This is a genomic window from Methylobacterium sp. GXF4 (assembly GCF_000272495.1).
Lineage (GTDB): Bacteria > Pseudomonadota > Alphaproteobacteria > Rhizobiales > Beijerinckiaceae > Methylobacterium > Methylobacterium brachiatum.
The window spans coordinates 86,337-103,558 of the sequence record NZ_AKFK01000067.1 but is presented as its reverse complement, the minus strand read 5'-3'; the positions used below and the strand labels follow the sequence as shown (position 1 = coordinate 103,558).

20 protein-coding genes and 1 riboswitch are annotated in these 17,222 nt (G+C 71.8%); of the genes, 13 read left to right on the top strand and 7 right to left on the bottom strand.

The window, feature by feature from the left end; all coding sequences use genetic code 11:
- Positions 1-213: 213 nt before the first annotated feature.
- Together ispH and WYO_RS18575 are read right to left on the bottom strand one after the other, a co-directional pair.
- Positions 214-1,230: a 4-hydroxy-3-methylbut-2-enyl diphosphate reductase gene (gene ispH, locus WYO_RS18580; RefSeq protein ID WP_007565327.1), complete on the bottom strand. Its 1,017-nt coding sequence runs from the start codon at positions 1,228-1,230 to the stop codon at positions 214-216.
- A 133-nt stretch (positions 1,231-1,363) separates the two neighbouring features.
- On the bottom strand, positions 1,364-2,209 hold the full coding sequence (locus WYO_RS18575) for an NlpC/P60 family protein (RefSeq protein WP_007565324.1): 846 nt from the start codon (positions 2,207-2,209) through the stop codon (positions 1,364-1,366).
- A 268-nt stretch (positions 2,210-2,477) separates the two neighbouring features.
- Between WYO_RS18575 and WYO_RS18570 the strand changes: the two genes are divergently transcribed.
- Positions 2,478-2,810 (top strand): hypothetical protein, encoded by a 333-nt coding sequence (locus tag WYO_RS18570; protein ID WP_230365524.1) that lies wholly within the window; start codon positions 2,478-2,480, stop codon positions 2,808-2,810.
- Between the two features lie 81 nt (positions 2,811-2,891).
- Here WYO_RS18570 and WYO_RS18565 read toward each other — a convergent pair whose 3' ends face one another.
- Positions 2,892-3,602 (bottom strand): MgtC/SapB family protein, encoded by a 711-nt coding sequence (locus WYO_RS18565; protein WP_007565320.1) that lies wholly within the window; start codon positions 3,600-3,602, stop codon positions 2,892-2,894.
- Positions 3,603-3,825: 223 nt separating this feature from the next.
- Here WYO_RS18565 and WYO_RS18560 point away from each other — a divergent pair, with 223 nt between their 5' ends.
- From WYO_RS18560 to crcB, 9 genes are all read left to right on the top strand, one after another.
- Positions 3,826-4,845: a MoxR family ATPase gene (locus WYO_RS18560; RefSeq protein WP_007565318.1), complete on the top strand. Its 1,020-nt coding sequence runs from the start codon at positions 3,826-3,828 to the stop codon at positions 4,843-4,845.
- A 116-nt stretch (positions 4,846-4,961) separates the two neighbouring features.
- Positions 4,962-5,819 carry a DUF58 domain-containing protein gene (locus WYO_RS18555; protein WP_007565315.1) on the top strand — a complete coding sequence of 286 codons (858 nt, stop codon included), beginning with the start codon at positions 4,962-4,964 and terminating at the stop codon, positions 5,817-5,819.
- A 141-nt stretch (positions 5,820-5,960) separates the two neighbouring features.
- The gene (locus WYO_RS18550; protein ID WP_007565313.1) at positions 5,961-6,425 is read left to right on the top strand and encodes a DUF4381 family protein; all 465 of its coding nucleotides are present in this window, start codon (positions 5,961-5,963) and stop codon (positions 6,423-6,425) included.
- Positions 6,422-7,450: a VWA domain-containing protein gene (locus WYO_RS18545; RefSeq protein WP_007565311.1), complete on the top strand. Its 1,029-nt coding sequence runs from the start codon at positions 6,422-6,424 to the stop codon at positions 7,448-7,450. The genes WYO_RS18550 and WYO_RS18545 overlap by 4 nt, the downstream gene beginning before the upstream one ends.
- 166 nt (positions 7,451-7,616) lie before the next feature.
- Complete coding sequence (locus WYO_RS18540) at positions 7,617-8,546, top strand: VWA domain-containing protein (RefSeq protein ID WP_007565307.1); 930 nt, start codon at positions 7,617-7,619, stop codon at positions 8,544-8,546.
- Complete coding sequence (locus tag WYO_RS18535) at positions 8,546-9,466, top strand: tetratricopeptide repeat protein (protein ID WP_007565305.1); 921 nt, start codon at positions 8,546-8,548, stop codon at positions 9,464-9,466. Before WYO_RS18540 ends, WYO_RS18535 begins: the two co-directional genes overlap by 1 nt.
- A 50-nt stretch (positions 9,467-9,516) precedes the next feature.
- On the top strand, positions 9,517-10,878 hold the full coding sequence (locus tag WYO_RS18530) for a BatD family protein (protein ID WP_081497003.1): 1,362 nt from the start codon (positions 9,517-9,519) through the stop codon (positions 10,876-10,878).
- A 158-nt stretch (positions 10,879-11,036) separates the two neighbouring features.
- The gene (locus WYO_RS18525) at positions 11,037-11,546 is read left to right on the top strand and encodes a hypothetical protein (protein WP_007565300.1); all 510 of its coding nucleotides are present in this window, start codon (positions 11,037-11,039) and stop codon (positions 11,544-11,546) included.
- 27 nt (positions 11,547-11,573) lie between these two features.
- A riboswitch (Fluoride riboswitch) is annotated at positions 11,574-11,647 on the top strand.
- 78 nt (positions 11,648-11,725) lie between these two features.
- Positions 11,726-12,103, top strand: a complete 378-nt coding sequence (gene crcB / locus WYO_RS18520; RefSeq protein ID WP_007565298.1) for a fluoride efflux transporter CrcB — start codon at positions 11,726-11,728, stop codon at positions 12,101-12,103.
- A 121-nt stretch (positions 12,104-12,224) separates the two neighbouring features.
- Here crcB and WYO_RS18515 read toward each other — a convergent pair whose 3' ends face one another.
- On the bottom strand, positions 12,225-13,055 hold the full coding sequence (locus WYO_RS18515; protein WP_007565296.1) for a pyruvate, water dikinase regulatory protein: 831 nt from the start codon (positions 13,053-13,055) through the stop codon (positions 12,225-12,227).
- 484 nt (positions 13,056-13,539) lie between these two features.
- Between WYO_RS18515 and WYO_RS18510 the strand changes: the two genes are divergently transcribed.
- The 3 genes from WYO_RS18510 (at position 13,540) to WYO_RS18500 (ending at position 15,533) form a co-directional block, all read left to right on the top strand.
- Positions 13,540-14,667: a uroporphyrinogen decarboxylase gene (locus WYO_RS18510; RefSeq protein ID WP_039903331.1), complete on the top strand. Its 1,128-nt coding sequence runs from the start codon at positions 13,540-13,542 to the stop codon at positions 14,665-14,667.
- A gap of 3 nt (positions 14,668-14,670) precedes the next feature.
- Positions 14,671-15,102: a protoporphyrinogen oxidase HemJ gene (hemJ, locus tag WYO_RS18505; protein ID WP_007565292.1), complete on the top strand. Its 432-nt coding sequence runs from the start codon at positions 14,671-14,673 to the stop codon at positions 15,100-15,102.
- A 77-nt stretch (positions 15,103-15,179) separates the two neighbouring features.
- Complete coding sequence (locus WYO_RS18500; RefSeq protein WP_007565289.1) at positions 15,180-15,533, top strand: lysozyme inhibitor LprI family protein; 354 nt, start codon at positions 15,180-15,182, stop codon at positions 15,531-15,533.
- A 152-nt stretch (positions 15,534-15,685) separates the two neighbouring features.
- On the opposite strand, the gene WYO_RS18495 is transcribed toward WYO_RS18500, so the two are convergent.
- The 3 genes from WYO_RS18495 to WYO_RS18485 all read right to left on the bottom strand — a co-directional run bounded on the left by WYO_RS18495 (position 15,686) and on the right by WYO_RS18485 (position 17,178).
- Entirely contained in the window at positions 15,686-16,093 is a 408-nt protein-coding gene (locus WYO_RS18495) for a transcriptional regulator (protein WP_007565286.1), read from the bottom strand.
- A 4-nt stretch (positions 16,094-16,097) separates the two neighbouring features.
- On the bottom strand, positions 16,098-16,385 hold the full coding sequence (locus WYO_RS18490) for a type II toxin-antitoxin system HigB family toxin (RefSeq protein WP_007565285.1): 288 nt from the start codon (positions 16,383-16,385) through the stop codon (positions 16,098-16,100).
- Between the two features lie 79 nt (positions 16,386-16,464).
- Positions 16,465-17,178, bottom strand: coding sequence for an amino acid racemase (locus tag WYO_RS18485; protein ID WP_007565283.1), 714 nt, complete (start codon positions 17,176-17,178; stop codon positions 16,465-16,467).
- Positions 17,179-17,222 lie beyond the last annotated feature (44 nt).

The window sequence follows — 17,222 nt, the reverse complement described above, 5'->3', positions numbered from 1 at the left end:
TTGGGAGTCGGGATCGCCGATGAGCGTCGGCGAAACCGACGTCGATCCCGGGCTTCCCACCCATGTCCCTCATCCTGAGGTGCTGCGCGATCATCGATCGCGCAGCCTCGAAGGAGGCTTCCAGGAATCGGGGCGGAATCTGGAGTCCTCCTTCGAGGCCCGGCGATCTCCGATCGCCGGGCATCTCAGGATGAGGGTGTGGGTTGGAAGAACCTACTCGGCCGCTTCGCTGCGCAGCTCGCGCGGCAGCGGGAAGACCATGTCCTCGACCACCGTCGAGACCGTGTCGACGATCACGTCGTAGCGGGCCGCGAAGGCCTCGATGATCTCCTCGACCAGCACTTCGGGGGCCGAGGCGCCGGCCGTGAGGCCGAGCTTGCGGATGCCCTCGAAGGCCGGCCAGTCGATCTCCTCGGCGCGCAGCACGAGGCGGGTGATCGGGCAGCCGACGCGCTCGGCGACCTCGCGCAGGCGCTGCGAGTTCGAGGAGTTCGAGGAGCCGACCACGATCAGGGCGTCCACCAGTGGGGCCACCTGCTTCACCGCCTCCTGGCGGTTGGTGGTGGCGTAGCAGATGTCGTCCTTGTGCGGCCCGGTGATGTTCGGGAACTTCTTCTTCAGCGCCTCGACGATGTGGCGGGTGTCGTCGACCGACAGGGTCGTCTGGGTGACCCAGGCGAGGTTGTCGGGATTCTCGGGCGTCAGGGCCTGGATCTGGTCCAGATCCTCCACCAGGGTGATCGAGCCCTTGGGCAGCTGGCCCATGGTGCCGACCACCTCGGGATGGCCGGAATGGCCGACCAGCAGCACGTGGCGGCCGCGCTTGTGATGGATCTCGGCCTCGCGGTGCACCTTGGTCACCAATGGGCAGGTGGCGTCGATCGTGGTCAGCCCGCGGGAATCGGCGTTGGCCGGCACGGTCTTGGCGACGCCGTGGGCGGAGAAGATCACCGGGGCGCCGCTATCGGGCACCTCGTCGAGCTCGCGCACGAACACGGCGCCCTTCCGCTTCAGGCTCTCGACCACGTACTTGTTGTGGACGATCTCGTGCCGGACGTAGACGGGCGGCCCGTAGAGGGCGAGAGCCCGCTCGACCACGTCGATGGCCCGCACCACGCCGGCGCAGAAGCCGCGGGGGGCACAGAGCAGGATCTCCAACGGCGGCTTGCCGGTGGTGCCTTCACCAGAGGGGCTCTGGGCGGGCGCGAGGGACGCGATGTCTGCGGTCATGGGGGCGATGTGGCGAGGGCGGGGCTGTCCTGTCAACGGTCCTGGACTGCGAACCGGGCAGGAAGACGACCGCGGAGCGCCTCTGTAGCACGTTTGCCGCGCCAATTGGACCCGGGGCGCCCGGATACGCCCCCTAGAGCCGCCGGATCCCCGTCACCGCCCCAAAACTGTTCTCCTGGATCCGGGCGATCGCGCCGGCCAGGGGCTCGACCGCCACGGCCATGTGGTGGCCGTTGGCGTGGATCAGCGTCTCGGGGTCGAGCATCAGCCCGACATGGCCGCGCCAGAACACGAAGTCGCCCCGGCGCAATCCTTCCAACGCCAGCGGCAGCGCCCGGCCGAGGTCGCGCTCCTGCATGTCGGCGTCGCGCGGGCAGGGGAGGCCGGCGGCGTCGAGGCAGAGCTGCACGAGGCCGGAGCAATCGAGCCCCAGGCTGGTGCGGCCGCCCCAGAGATAGGGAATGCCGACAAGCCGCTCGGCCGTGGCGGCGTAATCGGGCTCGTGCTGCGCCAGCGGGGCGCAGTGGCGCGCGAAGACGTAGCCGCCGGGGGTCTCGAGATAGCCCCCCGTCTCACCGGTGACCACGAGGCGCGCGCCGAGGCTGAGATACGCGCGCACCGGCCGCTTCAGGTCGGGCTCGGGATACAGGAAGGTGCGCAACGCCGTGACCCGATGGGTCGGCTCGGGATCGGCGTCGCCCAGGGATTCGGCCGGCAGGTAGCCGACATAGCCGTCCCGGACGAGCTGCCCGAAGGCGAACCCGTCCTGCTCGGCGTAAAAATCCACGGCGTCGCCGAGCAGCGCCTCGGTGTCGAGACCGGCCGCCGGGGAGGGCGCCCGGCGCAGGGGCGCCACGGGCGCCACGACCCGGCGCGGCGTGGCGGCGACGAACCGCTCGGCCGTGACCCGGCCTTGCAGGCGCAGGTCGGCGATCTCCGGGCGCGCCGGGGTGAGGCGGGGATCGAGCGATTCGGTCATGGCGGTCAGCCTATACATTCACCGGCCCGCCCGGGATCGGACGGGGCGCTCCGTCGGGCCGCAGGCCGACATGCGCGCTCTTATGCCGCATCGGGATGCTGGATGACCGCCGGATGATTTCGTCCTGGGAAATCAGGCCGCTGGCCTGCCCGATGCCGTGACACCGGTGCGAGACATGTTCCCGGGACGGGCAGCCGACGATTTTGATGCACTGCACAACCCGCTGGGAAAGCGCTATGTCTGTCCCATGATGACCGCGAGTCGCCCCGTGAAGAAGACGCAGAAGAGCTTCGCCGACCTGCCGCCGATCCGTGTGCGCCGCGAGCCGCCGACGGTGAACGAGGCGGTCGCCGCCGCCCAGGACCTGGCCGACGATGTCGAGCAGCAGGTCGAGATCGCCGCGGGCCTGATCGGGCTTCCGGTCGATGAGGTGCGCCCGCACGTCCTGGCGGCCAAGAAGGCTAAGCCGGAGCGCGCGCCGGAGCGGATCCTGACCCATGCCAGCCCGAGCCGGGCGCCGCGCACCGTGGTGGTCGAGCGCCGCACCCGCCCGACCGTGGTGATCGAGCGCCGGAGCCGGCCCCTCGCGCCGCCGCGCTGATCGGGCCGGGCCGGTCCCCACCGGACCTCACGGGCGTCGGCGCACCGGCTGCGGCCCGGCGCGACGCCAAGTCCAAAAAAATCAATCGGCGGTCTGGACCGACCAGGTGGCGTGGCGGATGCCCGGCGCCTTGGCGAGGTCGGCCGTGACGGCATCGAGCTCGTCCGCCTTCACGGCGCTCGCCGTCAGCGTCGCGACGACGTCGACCGCACCCTCGCCGCGCTCCTCCACCTCGACGCTGCTCACCGGATAATTCGCTGCCTCCAGGCGCTCGACCAGCAGGTCCTGGGCGGGGCCGGCCTCGCCGGGCGCGGTGGTCACCTGGACCTCGTAGGTCGCCTCGGTCGCGGATTCGCGGATCGGCGCGCGGTTGATGGCGTTCACCAGCGGCCGCAGCGCGGTGTTGCAGGTCAGCACCGTGACGGTGACGAACACCGCCTCCAGCGGCAGGTCGGCGCCGCAGAACGCCCCCACGGCGGCGGAGCACCACAGGGTGGCGGCCGTGTTGAGGCCGCGCACGTTCATCCCCTCCTTCATGATCACGCCGGCGCCCAGGAAGCCGATGCCGGAGATCACGTAGGCCACCGTGCGGGTTCCGCCGTCCGGGCCGGTCAGCCGCATGCCGAGATCGACGAAGGCCGAGGCGCCGATCGCCACCAGCACCGCCGTGCGCAGGCCCGCGGTGCGCTGCCGGTACTGCCGCTCGGCCCCGATCGCGGTGCCGAGCACGAAAGCCACCATCAGGCCGATGGCGGATTTCAGTTCTTCCGGGATGGCGGCGTAGCTGGTCATGGCGGTCTCTTGCGAGGGGAGACGTGACGAAACCGTGACATCATGGCTCGGCCGCCCCACCAAAGGCGGAACCCATCGGGATTGACGGCCCCACCGGGCAGCAGGCACACCGGCTCCAACCTGAGGATCCCATGAGAATACGGGACCCGGCCGAGGAGACGTGCAGGATGCAGGACACGGCCCCCGCGGCAGGAGTTTGTCTCCCCGCACGAGCGTTTCCCGCATGAGCGGCGCCCTCGTCGAAAGCCGGCCCGCCGCTCTCACCCCGGATGCCGCCACCCCGGATGCGGCCCTGCACGGGCGGGTCCTGGCCTTGCGCGACGGTCTGGAGCGCGGCCTGATCGGCAGCGCCGGCCTGGTCGAGCGCCTGCTGATCGGGCTTCTCACCGGCGGCCACCTCCTGATCGAGGGCGCGCCGGGCCTGGCCAAGACCCGCGCGGTCAAGCGGCTGGCCGACGGGCTCGACGGCTCGTTCGCCCGCATCCAGTGCACCCCGGACCTGATGCCGGCCGATCTCACCGGCACCACGGTCTGGCGCCAGGACAGCGGCAGCTTCGAGTTCCTGCAAGGCCCCCTGTTCCACGCCCTGGTGCTGGTGGACGAGGTCAACCGCGCACCGCCCAAGGTGCAATCGGCCCTGCTCGAGGCGATGGCCGAGGGGCAGATCACGGTCTCGGGCTCGACCCATCCGCTCGCCGACCCGTTCATGGTCGTGGCGACCCAGAACCCGATCGAGCATGCCGGCACCTTCCCGCTGCCGGAGGCGCAGCTCGACCGCTTCCTGCTGCATGTCGTGGTCGAGATGCCCGACGAGGCCACCGAGCGGGCGATCCTTGACCTCGTGGAGGGCGAGATCACCCACCATGTCGAGGCGATGCCGGTGCGCCTGTCGCTCGCCGACGTGCGCGCCGCCCGGGAGGCCGCGCTCGCCACCTACGTGTCGCCGGCGCTCAAGGATTACCTGGTCCGCCTGGTGGCGGCGACCCGCACCGATGCGGCGGCGCCGGACCTGCGGGCGATGATCGAGCATCCCGCCTCGCCGCGCGGCACCCTGGCGCTGATGATGGCCGGCAAGGCCCGGGCCTGGCTCCGGGGCCGGGACCACGTCACCCCGGAGGACGTCACGGAGCTCGCCCGGGACGCGCTCTCCCACCGGATCGGCCTGACCTGGCGGGCCGCGGCCGAGGGCAAGACCGCCCGCGGCCTGGTCGGCGAGCTGGTGCAGCGGGTGCGGGCGCTCTGAGCGTGTTCGGGTTCGGAAAAGCGCACCGCCCATCGTCCCCCGCAGAGGGGGGAGGGAAGGGCGCGGGATCCGCCCAGTCCCAAAAAAACGGCATCCACCTCTCCGGCGAGGCCCTGATGGGCCTGCGCCATCTCGCCCGGCGGGGCGCGGCACCCGCGACCCGGACGCTCGCGGGCCTGCCCGGCGGCATCGTCACGAAGCGGCGCGGACGCGGTTCCGAGCCGGAGGATGTGCGGCTCTGGTCCGAGGGCGACGACCGCCGGTTCATCGACCGCAACGCCACCGCGCGCACCGGGCAGCTGCATGTGCGCACCCATCACGACGAGCGCGACCGCGCCGTGGTGCTGCTCGCCGATTTCCGGCCCTCCATGCTGTTCGGCACCCGCCGGGCCCTGCGCTCGGTGGCCGCCGCCGAGGCCCTGGCGCTGCTCGGATGGCGGGTGGCGGCCGATGGCGGCCGGGTCGGCCTCGCCGTGGCGACCGCCGGGGCGCCGACGGTGCTGCGCCCGTCCGGCGGCGAGCGCGCCATGATCGCAGTGACCGGGGCCCTGGCCCAGGCCCATGCCGGCGCCCTTGAGGCCGCCGGCGCGGCCGGATCCGACGCGCCCCTGGAGCCGATCCTCGGGCTCGCCCGCAGCCTGCTGCCCGCGGGCGGCCACTTGGTCATCGCCAGCGCCCTCGACGCCCCCGGGCCTGGCTTCGACGCCACGCTGACCCTGCTGGCCGAGCGGGTCGCGATCCGGCTCATCCTGGTGAGCGACGCCTTCGAGCGCGTCCGCCCACCGGGCTTCTACCCCTTCGCCCTGGCGGATGGCCGGCGCGGCACCGCGCTCCCGGCGGTGCTGCCGGGCGAGACCGCCGAGGCCCGGCTCGCCGATTACGCCCGCCGGGGCATCGCCGGATTGCGCCTCGACGTCGAGGCCGGTCCCGAGGCCTACGCGCCGCTGATGGAGCGCCTCGATGCGGTGCTGTGAGGCGCGGGCGCACGCTTTCGAACGGGATGGCAGAACAGATCCGTCAGTCCGGGCTCCGCTGCGCGGCCCCGGAATGACGGCGTTTCTGGTCACGGCGATCCGTCATCCGGGACGTACCGGACGATCCGCGGGCCTCGCGCGATGAACCCCGCCGAAATCGCCCCGTCCCTCGACCAGCTCCGCGGCCTGCACCTGCCCGGGGGCGCCGCCGGGGCGGTGCAGGGCGAGGTCGTGGCGGCGGCGGCTCTGGGCTTCTGCGCCGCCCTGCTGGTCGGGCTGGTGCGCTACCTGCGCGGCCGGGCGCGGGCGAGCCTGCGCCGGGCTGCCTTGGCCGAACTCGCCGGCACGCGCGGTCTCGACCCGGAATCGCGGCTCGTGGCCCAGGCCCGCCTGCTCCGCCGCCTCGCCCGGACGCTCGCGGGGGATGCCGCCGCCCGGGAGACCGGCGCGGCCTGGGCCACCCGCCTCGACACCCTCCTGGCCACCGACTTCTTCACGAAAGGGCCCGGCCGGGTCCTGGCCGACGGGCTCTACCGGCGCCAGACCCCCGACCTCGACGGGCTCGATGCCGAGTTGGGCCGCCTGATCGGACGGTTGCGGACATGAGCGGCCTCCTCCCCGCCTGGCTCACGGCGCAGCTTTCGGCCTTCGACCTCGCGGCGCCCTGGATCCTGCTCGCCCTGCCGCTGCCGCTGCTCGCCGCGCGCCTGCTCCCGGCCGAGACGGAGGGCGGCAGCGGCGCCCTGCTGGTGCCCGGCACCCTGGTCGGAAAGGCGCATGCGGGCGCCGACCTCGCCGCGCGGGGCCGCCGTCGCGCCGCGCTGATCTGGACCCTCTGGGCGGCCCTGGTCGTCGCCCTGTCCGGACCGCGCCTGGTGATGCCGGCCGCCGCGCTCCCCGCCTCGGGCCGGGAGATCATGATCGCCATGGACCTGTCCGGCTCGATGGAGCGGCGCGACTTCGCCCTGAACGGCGAGACCGTGAACCGCCTCACCGCGGTCAAGCGCGTCGGCACCGACTTCATCCGGCGTCGGGCCGGCGACCGGATCGGCCTGGTGATCTTCGCCGACCAGGCCTACGTGGCCGCCGCCCCGAGCTTCGACACCGCCGCGGTGGCCCGCGCCCTCGACGAGGCGACCATCGGTATCAGCGGCCGCTCCACCGGTATCGGCGACGGGCTCGGGCTGGCCCTGCGCCGGCTCGACCCGAAGGACGCGCCGACGGGCGCGCAGGGCGAGCCGGCGCCATCCGCCAAGGCCGTGATCCTGCTCTCGGACGGCGCCAACAATGCCGGCCAGACCGCCCCCAAGGACGTGGCCGCCCTGGCCAAGGAGCTCGGCATCAAGGTCTACACGATCGCGCTCGGCCCCCGGGACATGGCCGATGCCGACGGCGAGCAGGACGTGGTCGACACCGAGACGCTGCGCGACATGGCCCAGGCCAGCGGCGGCGAGGCGTTCCGGGTCCGCACCACCGAGGATCTCGTCCGGGTCGCCGATGCCATCGACCGGCTGGAGGGCGGCCGCGCCCTGGCCCCACCGCTGCCGCTGCGCCGGGACCTCTGGCCCTGGCCCGCCGCCCTGGCGCTCGCCGCCGCCGCGGCCCTGCTGGCGACCCGGAGGGGTGTGTGATGCGTCCCAACACCGTCTCCCCAATCCACGCCCTCATCCTGAGGTGCCGCGTCAGCGGCCTCGAAGGAGCGCTCCAGCCGGCCGCGCGATCCCTGGAGCCCTCCTTCGAGGCCTCCGCTGCGCTCCGGCACCTCAGGATGAGGATGCGGGCGGGAGGACAGCCCGCATGAGCGCCCTCGACGCCTTCGCGTTCCTGCGCCCCTGGTGGTTCCTGGCCATCCCGGTCGTGGCCCTGCTGGCCCTGCGCGCCGCCTGGCGGGCGGCACCTTTGGGTGATTGGGGCCGCGCGGTCGATCCGGCCCTGATGGCCCATCTCGCCCGCGCCGGGGCCGTGCTCGGCGGAAGGCGGCAGGCCAACCGGGCCGCCGCCCTGGCGGCCGGGGCGATCGCCCTGGCGCTGACCGGACCCGCTTTGGAGCGCCAGGATACGGCGACCTTCCGCAATCTCGACGAGACCGTGATCGTCCTGGACCTGTCCCGCTCGGTCACCGAGGGCGGCAACCTCCAGGGCGTCCGGCAGGCCGCTGCCGCGATCGCCGAGGCCGCCGGCACCCGGGCCGTGTCGCTCGTCGTCTATGCCGGCGACGCCTACCTCGCCGCCTCGCCGACCACCGACCGGGACAGCTTCGGCACGACCCTGTTCGCCCTCGACGCCGACACCGTGCCGGATCGCGGCAGCCATCCCGAGCGCGGGCTGGCGCTCGCTCGCCGCACCCTCGCGGAGGCCGACGTGGTCGCGGCCGACGTGGTGCTGATCACCGACGGCGACGGCATCGGCGCGGCCGCCGACCGGGAGGCCCGGGCCCTGGCCGATCGCGGCTGGCGCCTCCAGGCCCTGTTCGTCCCCGCCGATAAGCCGCTGCCGCCGGGCGCGCCGAAGCCCGACCGGGCCGCCCTGGACGCGCTGGTGCGGGTCGGCGGCGGCCGCGTCGCCGACATCGCCGAGCCCGGCCCGGTCCTCGACGCTGTCGGGGCCGGCACCGCCCAGCATCTCGCCGCCGGCGGCTACGGCGTGCTGGCCTACGCGGATCTCGGCCGCTGGCTGCTGCTGCTCGCGGCCCTGCCGGCCCTGGCCCTGTTCCGCAGGAGCGCGTGATGGAGCGGTTTCTTCCGAAAGCCGGCCTTGCCGTCCCGATCCGCGCCGGCCTGCCCGCCGGCTGGCGACGGCTCGCCCGGATCGCCGGGCTGGCGCTGGCCGGCCTCGGCCTCGTGGCCCTGCTCGCCGTCTCGCAGCCCCGCACCGGGCTCGGGCGCCTGCTGATGGCGCTGGGCCTGCCCGGGCTCGCCGCCGACCTGATCGTCGATCCCGCCTGGCGCGCCGCCGCTTTGTACGAGGCCGGCCGCTACGACGCGGCGATCGCCCTGTTCCGCTCCGGCGGGCGACGGGCGAGCTACAATCTCGGCAACGCGCTGGCCCGCGCGGGCGATTACAACGGCGCGCTCGCCGCCTACGACGAGGCCCTGCGCTTCGATCCGCGCGACGCCGACGCGCAGGCCAACCGTTCGCTGGTCGCCCGGATGCAGGCTGAGGTGATCGACCGCGGCCCCGGCGGCGGCATCGCCAACGGCACCGCGCAATACGGCGCCCGCTACAACAACACCGCCAACCAGGACCAGAACAACGACATCAACGCCGCCTCCAGCGGCGAGGGCCTGGCCGGCAACAAGGAATCCAACGCCAGCGCGTCGCTGCCCGGCAACAGCAAGGTCGCCCGCCGCGGCAAGGCCGAGCAGCAATCGATCGACGCCGGCAAGGGCCAGGCCCGGGGCTCGGCCGGTGACGCCGCCGGGCGCGGCCGCACCGGCGGGGGCGCCGCCATGGTGGCGGAGGCTCCCGAGCGCGAGGTCCGCCGGGTAACGAAGAGCTTCGAGGCCCACGAGATCCGCCCGGATCGGCTCTGGCTCCAGACCCTGCCGGACGATCCCGGCCGCTTCCTCAAGCTGCGCCTGCGCGCCGAGCAGACCCGCCGGGTCGAGGCCGGCACCGCCATCCCGGCCGGGAGCAACCCGTGGTAGTTTTTTGGGACTTTGTCCGCCCGCTTTTGGCCCCCCTGGCGAGCTGCCGGATGGCCACGTCGCCGGATGCGGCGCGGGTCCCCTCTCCCGTGCGGGAGAGGGGGCCTGTCGCAGCCTGCCTAACGCGATGGGGGAGCACTGGAACCCGTAGCCCGAGGCGACAGAGCTACGTCCTGCTCCTGGCCCTTGCGCTCCTCGCCCCGCTCCCGGCCCGGGCTGAGATCGAGCCCGGCGACCTCACCCTCACGGTCACCGCGGAGTTCAACGGCAACAGCCCGCCTTTCGCCCGCGAGATGGTGCTGCTGAAGATCCGGGGGGTCTACAAGCAGCCGATCCTGCTAGAGGAGGTGGTCCAGCCGACGCTTGCCAACTTCTCCTGGACCCAGCTCGGCCGGGACCATTGGAGCCGGACCAAGCTCCCGGATGGCCAGAGCGCCATCGCGTTCGACCGCACCGTGGCGGTGTTCCCGCACCATGCGGGCGACTTCATCATCGAGCCCTTCACCCACAAGCTAACGGTCAACGATTTTGGCGAGCGGCGGGTGGTCGAGGTGCGCTCGAAGCCGATCCCGTTCCCGGTGGCGCGCTGGACCGAGGCGACGGGCGGCCCGGACGTCAAGGAACCCTGGTGGCTGCCCGCCCGGGACGTCGCGGTCACCGATTCCTGGAGCCCCGATCCCGAGACCGTGAAGCTCGGCGAGACCACCCGGCGGATCGTCACCCTGGAGGTGCAGGGCATGGTCGCCGAGGGCCTGCCGCCCCGGCCGGTGATGCGCACCCGCGGCATCCTCACCTTCGCCGGCCCAGTCACCCGTGAGACCCTGCTGACGCCCTCCGGCCCCGTGGCCCGGGCGACCTATCAGTGGGACGTGAAGCCCGGCGTGCCCGAGGTGATCCCCCTCGACGCCATCGCGATCCCGTGGTTCGACACCAACATCCGCACCATGCGCGAGGCCGAGATCCCGGCTCGCCAGATCGGCGGCGGCCTCCCCGACCGGGAGGGCGACCGGTCGCCGCCGGCGCTCCCGTCGCCGCTGGTAGCCGCCGCCGCGGCGCTCGCCGCCTTCGGCCTCGGCCTGGCCCTGATCGGTTACGGCGCGGGCCGTCCGCGCCTGCGCCTCTCCGCCGCCAGCCGCCGGGCCCTGGACCGGGCCGCCCGCGCGGGCGATCCGGCTGGGTTCCGCGCGGCCCTGGAGGCGGCCCGCCGGGAGGCGCCGGAGCTTGCCCGGATCTGGCAGGCACGGCCCGATCTCGCCGGGCCGCTCGCCGCCCTCGACCGGGCGGTGTTCGGAACCGCGGGCGCCCCCGCCCCGGACCTGCCGGCGCTCGCCCGCGCCCTGGCGCGGCCGGAATTTCAGGCGACCGCCTCCGGACCGGAGCGGCTCGCGCCCCTCGACGGGCCGGCGGCCTGAAACCTTTGCACAGGACTTGGGCAGGTACTATTCCTGTGCAACGGCCCAAGTTCTGACCAGGCATCAATATTTTGCACCGTCTTGCGTCACCTGATTTCGCTTCGTAACCTTCGTGGCCTCAACAACGAAGCCTTCAACGATGATCGGGGAGGAGTGCCATGGCACGCGCCAACGACGTCAAGGACCGGTTCCGCGCCCGGCTGCAGGATGCCGACGCCCGCAGCAACGACTTTCGCCGCAAGCTGCTGGAGGAGGGCACCCGCGCCCTCGAGCCGGTGGTCGACGTCCTGAACCTGATGGCCGAGGTCCTCAACGAGGAGGACAACGTCCACGGCAGCATCACCGGCCTCGAGGCCAAGATCGACCAGGACAACTTCATCAGCCTGTGCGCCAAGCTGCGCGGGACCGACACCGAGCAGAAGATCAAGATCAAGTACGGCCCCGAGCTCGGCGGCAGCAACTACATCTCGGTCTCGGGCCTGAACCAGCGCTACAACGAGCGCCTGGTCCCGGGCGCGGCCGGGGCCGCCCTCGGCCGCAGCGTCGGCAGCGACATCCACCTGGACGAGAACCGCGGCACCGAGCTCGCCGAGGTGGTCCGCGAGGTCGTGGAGGATTTCTACGCCGCCCAGATCGAGCAGCGCAGCCACTTCGCCGCCGTCCAGTAGCGGCGACGCCGATCCTGCGCTAAGCCTGCCCGGGATGGGGATGGAGCTCCCCGATAACCGCCCGGCGATCGCCAAGCCGGGCTGATGGCTCCTACCGCACGGGCGTGCTCCGGACGTCCGCGGTGGGGCCGTGCGCCGAAGCCGCGACAGGGCCGCCCGACCGAACAGGAAGGGCAGGCATGGTCAACACCCTCATCGTCATCCTCGGCGCCGGGCTCGGCGGCGGGGTCCGCCACGGCATGAACGTCGCGGTCGCCCGGCTGCTGCCGGGCTTCGGGTTTCCCCTCGCGACCCTGCTGATCAACGTGCTCGGCTCGTTCCTGATGGGCGTGCTGGCCGAGGGTTTTGCCCTGCGCGGCGCGGCCGGGCACCCGGCGCGGCTGTTCCTGACCACCGGGATCCTGGGCGGCTTCACCACCTTCTCGACCTTCTCGCTCGACGCGATCAGCCTGTACGAGCGCGGCGAGCCGGCCCTGGCCGCCCTCTACGTGGCGGTCTCGGTGGCGGGCGGGCTGCTCGGCCTGATCGCCGGCATGGCCCTGATCCGCGCGCTCTGAAAACGTGATGGTTTCACAAGGTCCGAGACCTTGTGCGGGTCCAGGGCAGAGCCCTGGTCTCTCGGGGGCTCCGCCCCCGAACCCCTGCCAAAGGGCTTGCCCTTTGGGATCCCGGATTCATTCAATCCGCGATGAACTTCAGGCGGTGGTCGCGGTAGAGGTCGACGATCGCCGCGGCGGTCTCCTCGATCGAGCGGCGGGTCACGTCGATGGTCGGCCAGCGGTTCTTGGTGAACAGCCGGCGGGACATGGTGATCTCGTCGGCCACCGCCGAGCGGTCGACATACATCGAGGATTCGTCGGCGTTGAGGCTCGACAGCCGGTTCTGGCGGATCTGCACGATCCGCTCGGGCGAGGCGAACAGCCCGACCACCAGGGGCTTGCGCGCCCGCTCGATCGCCGGCGGCAGCGGCATGCCCGGCACGAGCGGCAGGTTGGTGGTCTTGAGCCCGCGATTGGCCAGGTAGATCGAGGTCGGCGTCTTCGAGGTCCGGCTGACCCCGAGCAGGATCACGTCCGCCTCCTCCAGGTCCTCCGGCAGGTTGCCGTCGTCGTGGGCCAGCGTGAAGTTCATCGCGTCGATGCGCTTGAAATACTCCGCGTTGAGCATGTGCTGGGCGCCCGGCCGGGCCGTCGTCTCGGCCCCGAGATAGGCGCGCAGCAGGTCGTGGACCGGCCGCAGCACCGACAGGCAGGGCGAGCCGGTCTCCCGGGCGACCTCTTCGAGCCGCTCGCCGAGATCGCCGCCGACCAGGGTGTAGAGCACGAGGCCCGGCGCCGCCCGGATCTCCGAGATCACCCGGTCGAGCTGCGCCGCCGAGCGCACCAGCGGATAGACGTGCTCGATCGCCGAGACGCCCTCGTACTGCGCGGCCGCCGCCCGGCCGACATTGATCAGCGTCTCCCCGGTGGAGTCGGAGACGAGGTGGAGGTGGAAGTAGCTGCGGCCCATCCGGTCTCCTTCGCCTCGGCGGTCGGGTTATCCACCGCGGGCCGCCAGGGGAGTCGATGAGTGTGGATAGGATGCGGCTTCGGGCAGGTCCAGGGCGCAGGGGCTGCGCTTTATCGACTCCGCCGTTCACAGGTACGCCGTCGAGGCGCACGGAATCCGGGCGCCTGGGAGAATCCGGGACGCAACAGGGGCGCGTACCGGACTCGGCGTTCGCAAGCCGCTGTTGGACTTGGCCGTTCTCGCAACATGGAGCGAATCCTTTAAAGCCTCGTTAACGGCGCGGCGGCGGGGACGGCCTGTGGACCCGCTTGCACCACCGTGTTGAGGCCCCCCAATAGAAAAAACAGAGTCCTAGAATCTCTCTTTTCTTTTCGAGAGGGGCCTGTGTGGGGATCCGGCGCGCCTCGACTCGACAGGACGGTCGCAGACAGGCATGCGGGATGACGAAGACGGGATGGGAGCGACGATGACGGGGACGGAGCGCATGTCCGAAGGCAAGTCCGACCGGAAGGTGCTGCGCGTCCTCGAGGGCGAGGCGATCGGACCGCCCCCCGCCTGGATGATGCGCCAGGCCGGCCGCTACCTGCCGGAATACCGGGCGAGCCGGGCCGAGGCCGGCTCCTTCCTCGACCTCTGCTACAGCCCGGACTTCGCCGTCGAGGTGACGCTCCAGCCGATCCGGCGCTTCGGCTTCGACGCCGCGATCCTATTCTCGGACATCCTGGTCGTCCCCCACGCACTCGGCCAGGACGTGCGCTTCGTGGAAGGCGAAGGGCCGCGGCTCGATCCCCTGAACGGCCGCGACGCCTTCGGGCGGCTGCGCGAGGCCGGCGATCCGGCGATCTTTTCGCACCTGGCTCCGGTCTTCGAGACCGTGAAGCGGCTGCGCGCCGAGCTGCCGGGCGAGACCACCCTGCTCGGCTTCTGCGGCGCGCCCTGGACGGTGGCGAGCTACATGATCGGCGGCCGCGGCACCCCGGACCTCGCCCCCGCACGGGCGCTCGCCGAGGGCGACACGGCCCTGGTCGACAGCCTGATCGATCGCCTCGTCACCGTGCAGACCGCGTATCTCGTCCGCCAGCTCGAGGCCGGCGCCGACGCGGTGCAGATCTTCGAATCCCATGCCGGCACCCTGCCGCGCGCCGTGCCCGCCTCCGGGGACATCGTCGAGCCGGTGGGCGACGTGACCGAGAGCGCCCTGCCGGGCGAGGCGGCGATGGACGCCCTGACCCGCTGGTCGCTCCGCCCGATCGCCCGGATGATCGCCGGCGTCCGCGCACGGGTGCCGCACGCCAAGATCATCGTCTTCGCCCGCGGCTCGGGGCTCGACGGCCATGGCCGGGTGGTGCCCGAGACCGGGGCCGACGCGGTCGGCGTCGATTGGGCGGTGGACCTGAAGGTCCTGCGCCGGCAGCTGCCCGCCACCACGGTGACCCAGGGCAACCTGCATCCCGACACGCTGATCGAAGGCGGCGACGCCCTCGATGCCGGGGTCGACGCCGTGCTGGAGGCGACCGCCGGCCTGCCGCACGTGTTCAACCTCGGCCACGGCATCACCCCGCAGACGCCGGTCGCCCATGTCGAGCGCATGCTCGCGCGGCTGCGCAGGTAGGCCGTGCTCTACGATTGGCTCAAGGCCGGGCACGTCATCAGCCTGATCGCCTGGATGGCGGGCATGCTCTACCTGCCCCGGCTGTTCGTCTATCACGCGAGCCTGCCGCCGGGCTCGGACGGGCAGGCCGCGACCTTCAAGGTGATGGAGCGCCGCCTGCTCAAGGCGATCATGAACCCCGCCATGATCGCCACCTGGGCGTTCGGGCTGACGCTGGCCTGGATGAGCGGCCACTACGCCAGCCCCTGGCTCCAGGCGAAGTTCGTGCTGGTGCTGGCGATGTCGGGCATCCACGGCTGGCTCGCCCGGATGGTCAAGGATTTCGCCGCCGACCGGAACACCCGCGGGCACAGGTTCTACCGGGTGCTCAACGAGGTGCCCACCCTCCTGATGATCGGCATCGTCATCCTGGCGATCGTCAAGCCGGGCCTCTGATCCCGGGATCCTGTGATCCGGCTCCCCGCGCCGCGGGCATCCCCGGAGCCTTTCGCCGGCCGGGCCGTTGGGGGGCCATGACCAAGGTTTTCGCCCTCGCCCTGCCGCTGGCCCTCCTGCCTCTTCTCGGCGCCGCCCCCGCCCGGGCCGCGAGCTTCGCCTGCGACAAGGCCGAGACCCCCGACGAGAAGGCGATCTGCGCCCATCTCCCGCTCAACGACATGGACGTCGAGATGGCGACCCGCTTCGCCATCCTGAAAGACGTCCTGCCGATGGGCGGCCAGACCAAGCTGCGCGACGACCAGGAGACCTGGCTCAAGGAGCGCCACGCCTGCGGCGCCGATATCGCCTGCCTGCGCGGCCTCTACGAGACCCGGCTCAAGGTGCTGCGCGGGGTGCTGGCGGAATTCGCCAAGCAGGGGCCGCAGTGACGGACGGTCAGGTGACCGGTCTCATCCCCAGCTGATCGCCTCACCGTCATTGCGAGCGCAGCGAAGCAAACCAGGGATACGCCACGAACTGAGAGCGCGCGCTGCCCTGGGTTGCTGCGCGGCGTTCGCAATGCCGGCTCCCCCGAAACGCATCACAACCCGAGAAACACCGCGGCCGGGAAGGCGAAGCGCTCGCTCAGCGCCTTGGCCTGACGGACATTGATCTGACGTTTCCCGCTCAGGATCTCTGAGAGGACGGATTGGGTGCCCACCTCTGGCAGGTCACCCTGGCCGAGACCACGCTCGGTCATGATGGCGCGGAGCGCCTCCGCACCCGTGACCTGCGGCATGGGTCGATGGGCCTCGTCATAGGCTTCGATCAAGTCGCCCATCCGGGACGCCAGGAGCGCCAGAGGATGATCCTCATCTTCGCCGACGAGGGCCAGGATCTGATCCATCGCCTGAACCAACCGATCGTAATCCTTCTGGTCGGTCGGCATGGTAAGCAATGGCGCGACGTGGGGCCAATGCTCGACGGCTTCCTTGACGAGGGGACGCATCGACTTACGCCTTCCATCTGCCGGTGTCGTATTCGGCGTGATCCATGATCGCTTGAATATAAACTTTCTTGAATTTGTATTGTACCACGGCGATAAGCCGTATCTTATTGCCGCCGATGTCGAACACATGAAAACGGCCGACCTTGTCAGTTGCCGGAAACAACGCCTTCATGCCGGCGAAGTCACTCGGCTCGGACATCTTCATCAGCCGGTACCAGGCATCCAGGGCGCTCGCCGCTTGCGGCCACCGTTTCTTCGCCGCCCAGATCCGGGCCTGGGTGATGATGTGCATGAAGGCAGCATCGCGCGAGGCTCTGCCGCGATTGTAGGGACACGCAGCGCGTATCGCAATATGCGATATCAACCGTCCATCACGCCACGAGCGGCAGCGCCGCCGCATCGGCTCGGCAGGCGGCGACGCAGGCCCGGGCCAGGGATTCGGTCGCATCCACCATCACGCCCGCGAGCTCATCGTCGAGGGCGGACAGCGCCACCGGGATCTCGGTGCAGGCCATCACCACCCGGCGGCAGCCGGCCGCCACCAGGGCCCGGGCCTGGGCTTCGAGGATCAGGGCCGCCTCAGCCACCCGGCCGGCCTTCACCAGGTCGATCGCCGCGACCACCGCATCCTGTCCGTCCGGATCCGGGCTCAGACCGGTGAAGCCGTGCCGGGCGAGCCGCTCCGGGTAGAGACCGACCCGGAGGGTCCCGGCGCTCGCCAGGAGGCCGATCGGGCCGCCGGCAAGGCCGCTCGCGTCGAGGTCGTCGGCCACGGCATCGACGATGTGCAGGATCGGCAGCGCCGTGCCGGCCTGCAACGCCGCGTGCCAGTGATGGGCGGTGTTGCAGGGAATCGCGATCCGGGTGGCGCCCGCCGTCTCCAGGCGGGCCAGGGCCGCGCGCATCGCCGGCAGCGGGTCCGGACCCCGGCCCAGGATGGCGGAGGCCCGGTTGGGGATGTCGGCCGCCGAGCAGATTAGGGTCGGGATGTGGTCCTGGTCGCGCCGGGCCGGCGTCGCCCGCACCAGCTTGGCCAGAAAGTCCGCCGTGGCCAGCGGACCCATCCCCCCGAGAACACCGAGCATCTTCGCCTCCGAACGTCGCGGAGACCGTCATGGGGAGCGAAGGC

What these genes read in the sequence shown, in the direction of transcription:
- ispH (WP_007565327.1), bottom strand. Translation starts at nt 1,230, where the DNA reads ATGACCGCAGACATCGCGTCCCTCGCGCCCGCCCAGAGCCCCTCTGGT.
- WYO_RS18575 (WP_007565324.1), bottom strand. Translation starts at nt 2,209, where the DNA reads ATGACCGAATCGCTCGATCCCCGCCTCACCCCGGCGCGCCCGGAGATC.
- WYO_RS18565 (WP_007565320.1), bottom strand. Translation starts at nt 3,602, where the DNA reads ATGACCAGCTACGCCGCCATCCCGGAAGAACTGAAATCCGCCATCGGC.
- WYO_RS18560 (WP_007565318.1), top strand. Translation starts at nt 3,826, where the DNA reads ATGAGCGGCGCCCTCGTCGAAAGCCGGCCCGCCGCTCTCACCCCGGAT.
- WYO_RS18555 (WP_007565315.1), top strand. Translation starts at nt 4,962, where the DNA reads ATGGGCCTGCGCCATCTCGCCCGGCGGGGCGCGGCACCCGCGACCCGG.
- WYO_RS18550 (WP_007565313.1), top strand. Translation starts at nt 5,961, where the DNA reads ATGAACCCCGCCGAAATCGCCCCGTCCCTCGACCAGCTCCGCGGCCTG.
- WYO_RS18545 (WP_007565311.1), top strand. Translation starts at nt 6,422, where the DNA reads ATGAGCGGCCTCCTCCCCGCCTGGCTCACGGCGCAGCTTTCGGCCTTC.
- WYO_RS18540 (WP_007565307.1), top strand. Translation starts at nt 7,617, where the DNA reads ATGAGCGCCCTCGACGCCTTCGCGTTCCTGCGCCCCTGGTGGTTCCTG.
- WYO_RS18535 (WP_007565305.1), top strand. Translation starts at nt 8,546, where the DNA reads ATGGAGCGGTTTCTTCCGAAAGCCGGCCTTGCCGTCCCGATCCGCGCC.
- WYO_RS18530 (WP_081497003.1), top strand. Translation starts at nt 9,517, where the DNA reads ATGGCCACGTCGCCGGATGCGGCGCGGGTCCCCTCTCCCGTGCGGGAG.
- WYO_RS18525 (WP_007565300.1), top strand. Translation starts at nt 11,037, where the DNA reads ATGGCACGCGCCAACGACGTCAAGGACCGGTTCCGCGCCCGGCTGCAG.
- crcB (WP_007565298.1), top strand. Translation starts at nt 11,726, where the DNA reads ATGGTCAACACCCTCATCGTCATCCTCGGCGCCGGGCTCGGCGGCGGG.
- WYO_RS18515 (WP_007565296.1), bottom strand. Translation starts at nt 13,055, where the DNA reads ATGGGCCGCAGCTACTTCCACCTCCACCTCGTCTCCGACTCCACCGGG.
- WYO_RS18510 (WP_039903331.1), top strand. Translation starts at nt 13,540, where the DNA reads ATGTCCGAAGGCAAGTCCGACCGGAAGGTGCTGCGCGTCCTCGAGGGC.
- WYO_RS18500 (WP_007565289.1), top strand. Translation starts at nt 15,180, where the DNA reads ATGACCAAGGTTTTCGCCCTCGCCCTGCCGCTGGCCCTCCTGCCTCTT.
- WYO_RS18495 (WP_007565286.1), bottom strand. Translation starts at nt 16,093, where the DNA reads ATGCGTCCCCTCGTCAAGGAAGCCGTCGAGCATTGGCCCCACGTCGCG.
- WYO_RS18490 (WP_007565285.1), bottom strand. Translation starts at nt 16,385, where the DNA reads ATGCACATCATCACCCAGGCCCGGATCTGGGCGGCGAAGAAACGGTGG.
- WYO_RS18485 (WP_007565283.1), bottom strand. Translation starts at nt 17,178, where the DNA reads ATGCTCGGTGTTCTCGGGGGGATGGGTCCGCTGGCCACGGCGGACTTT.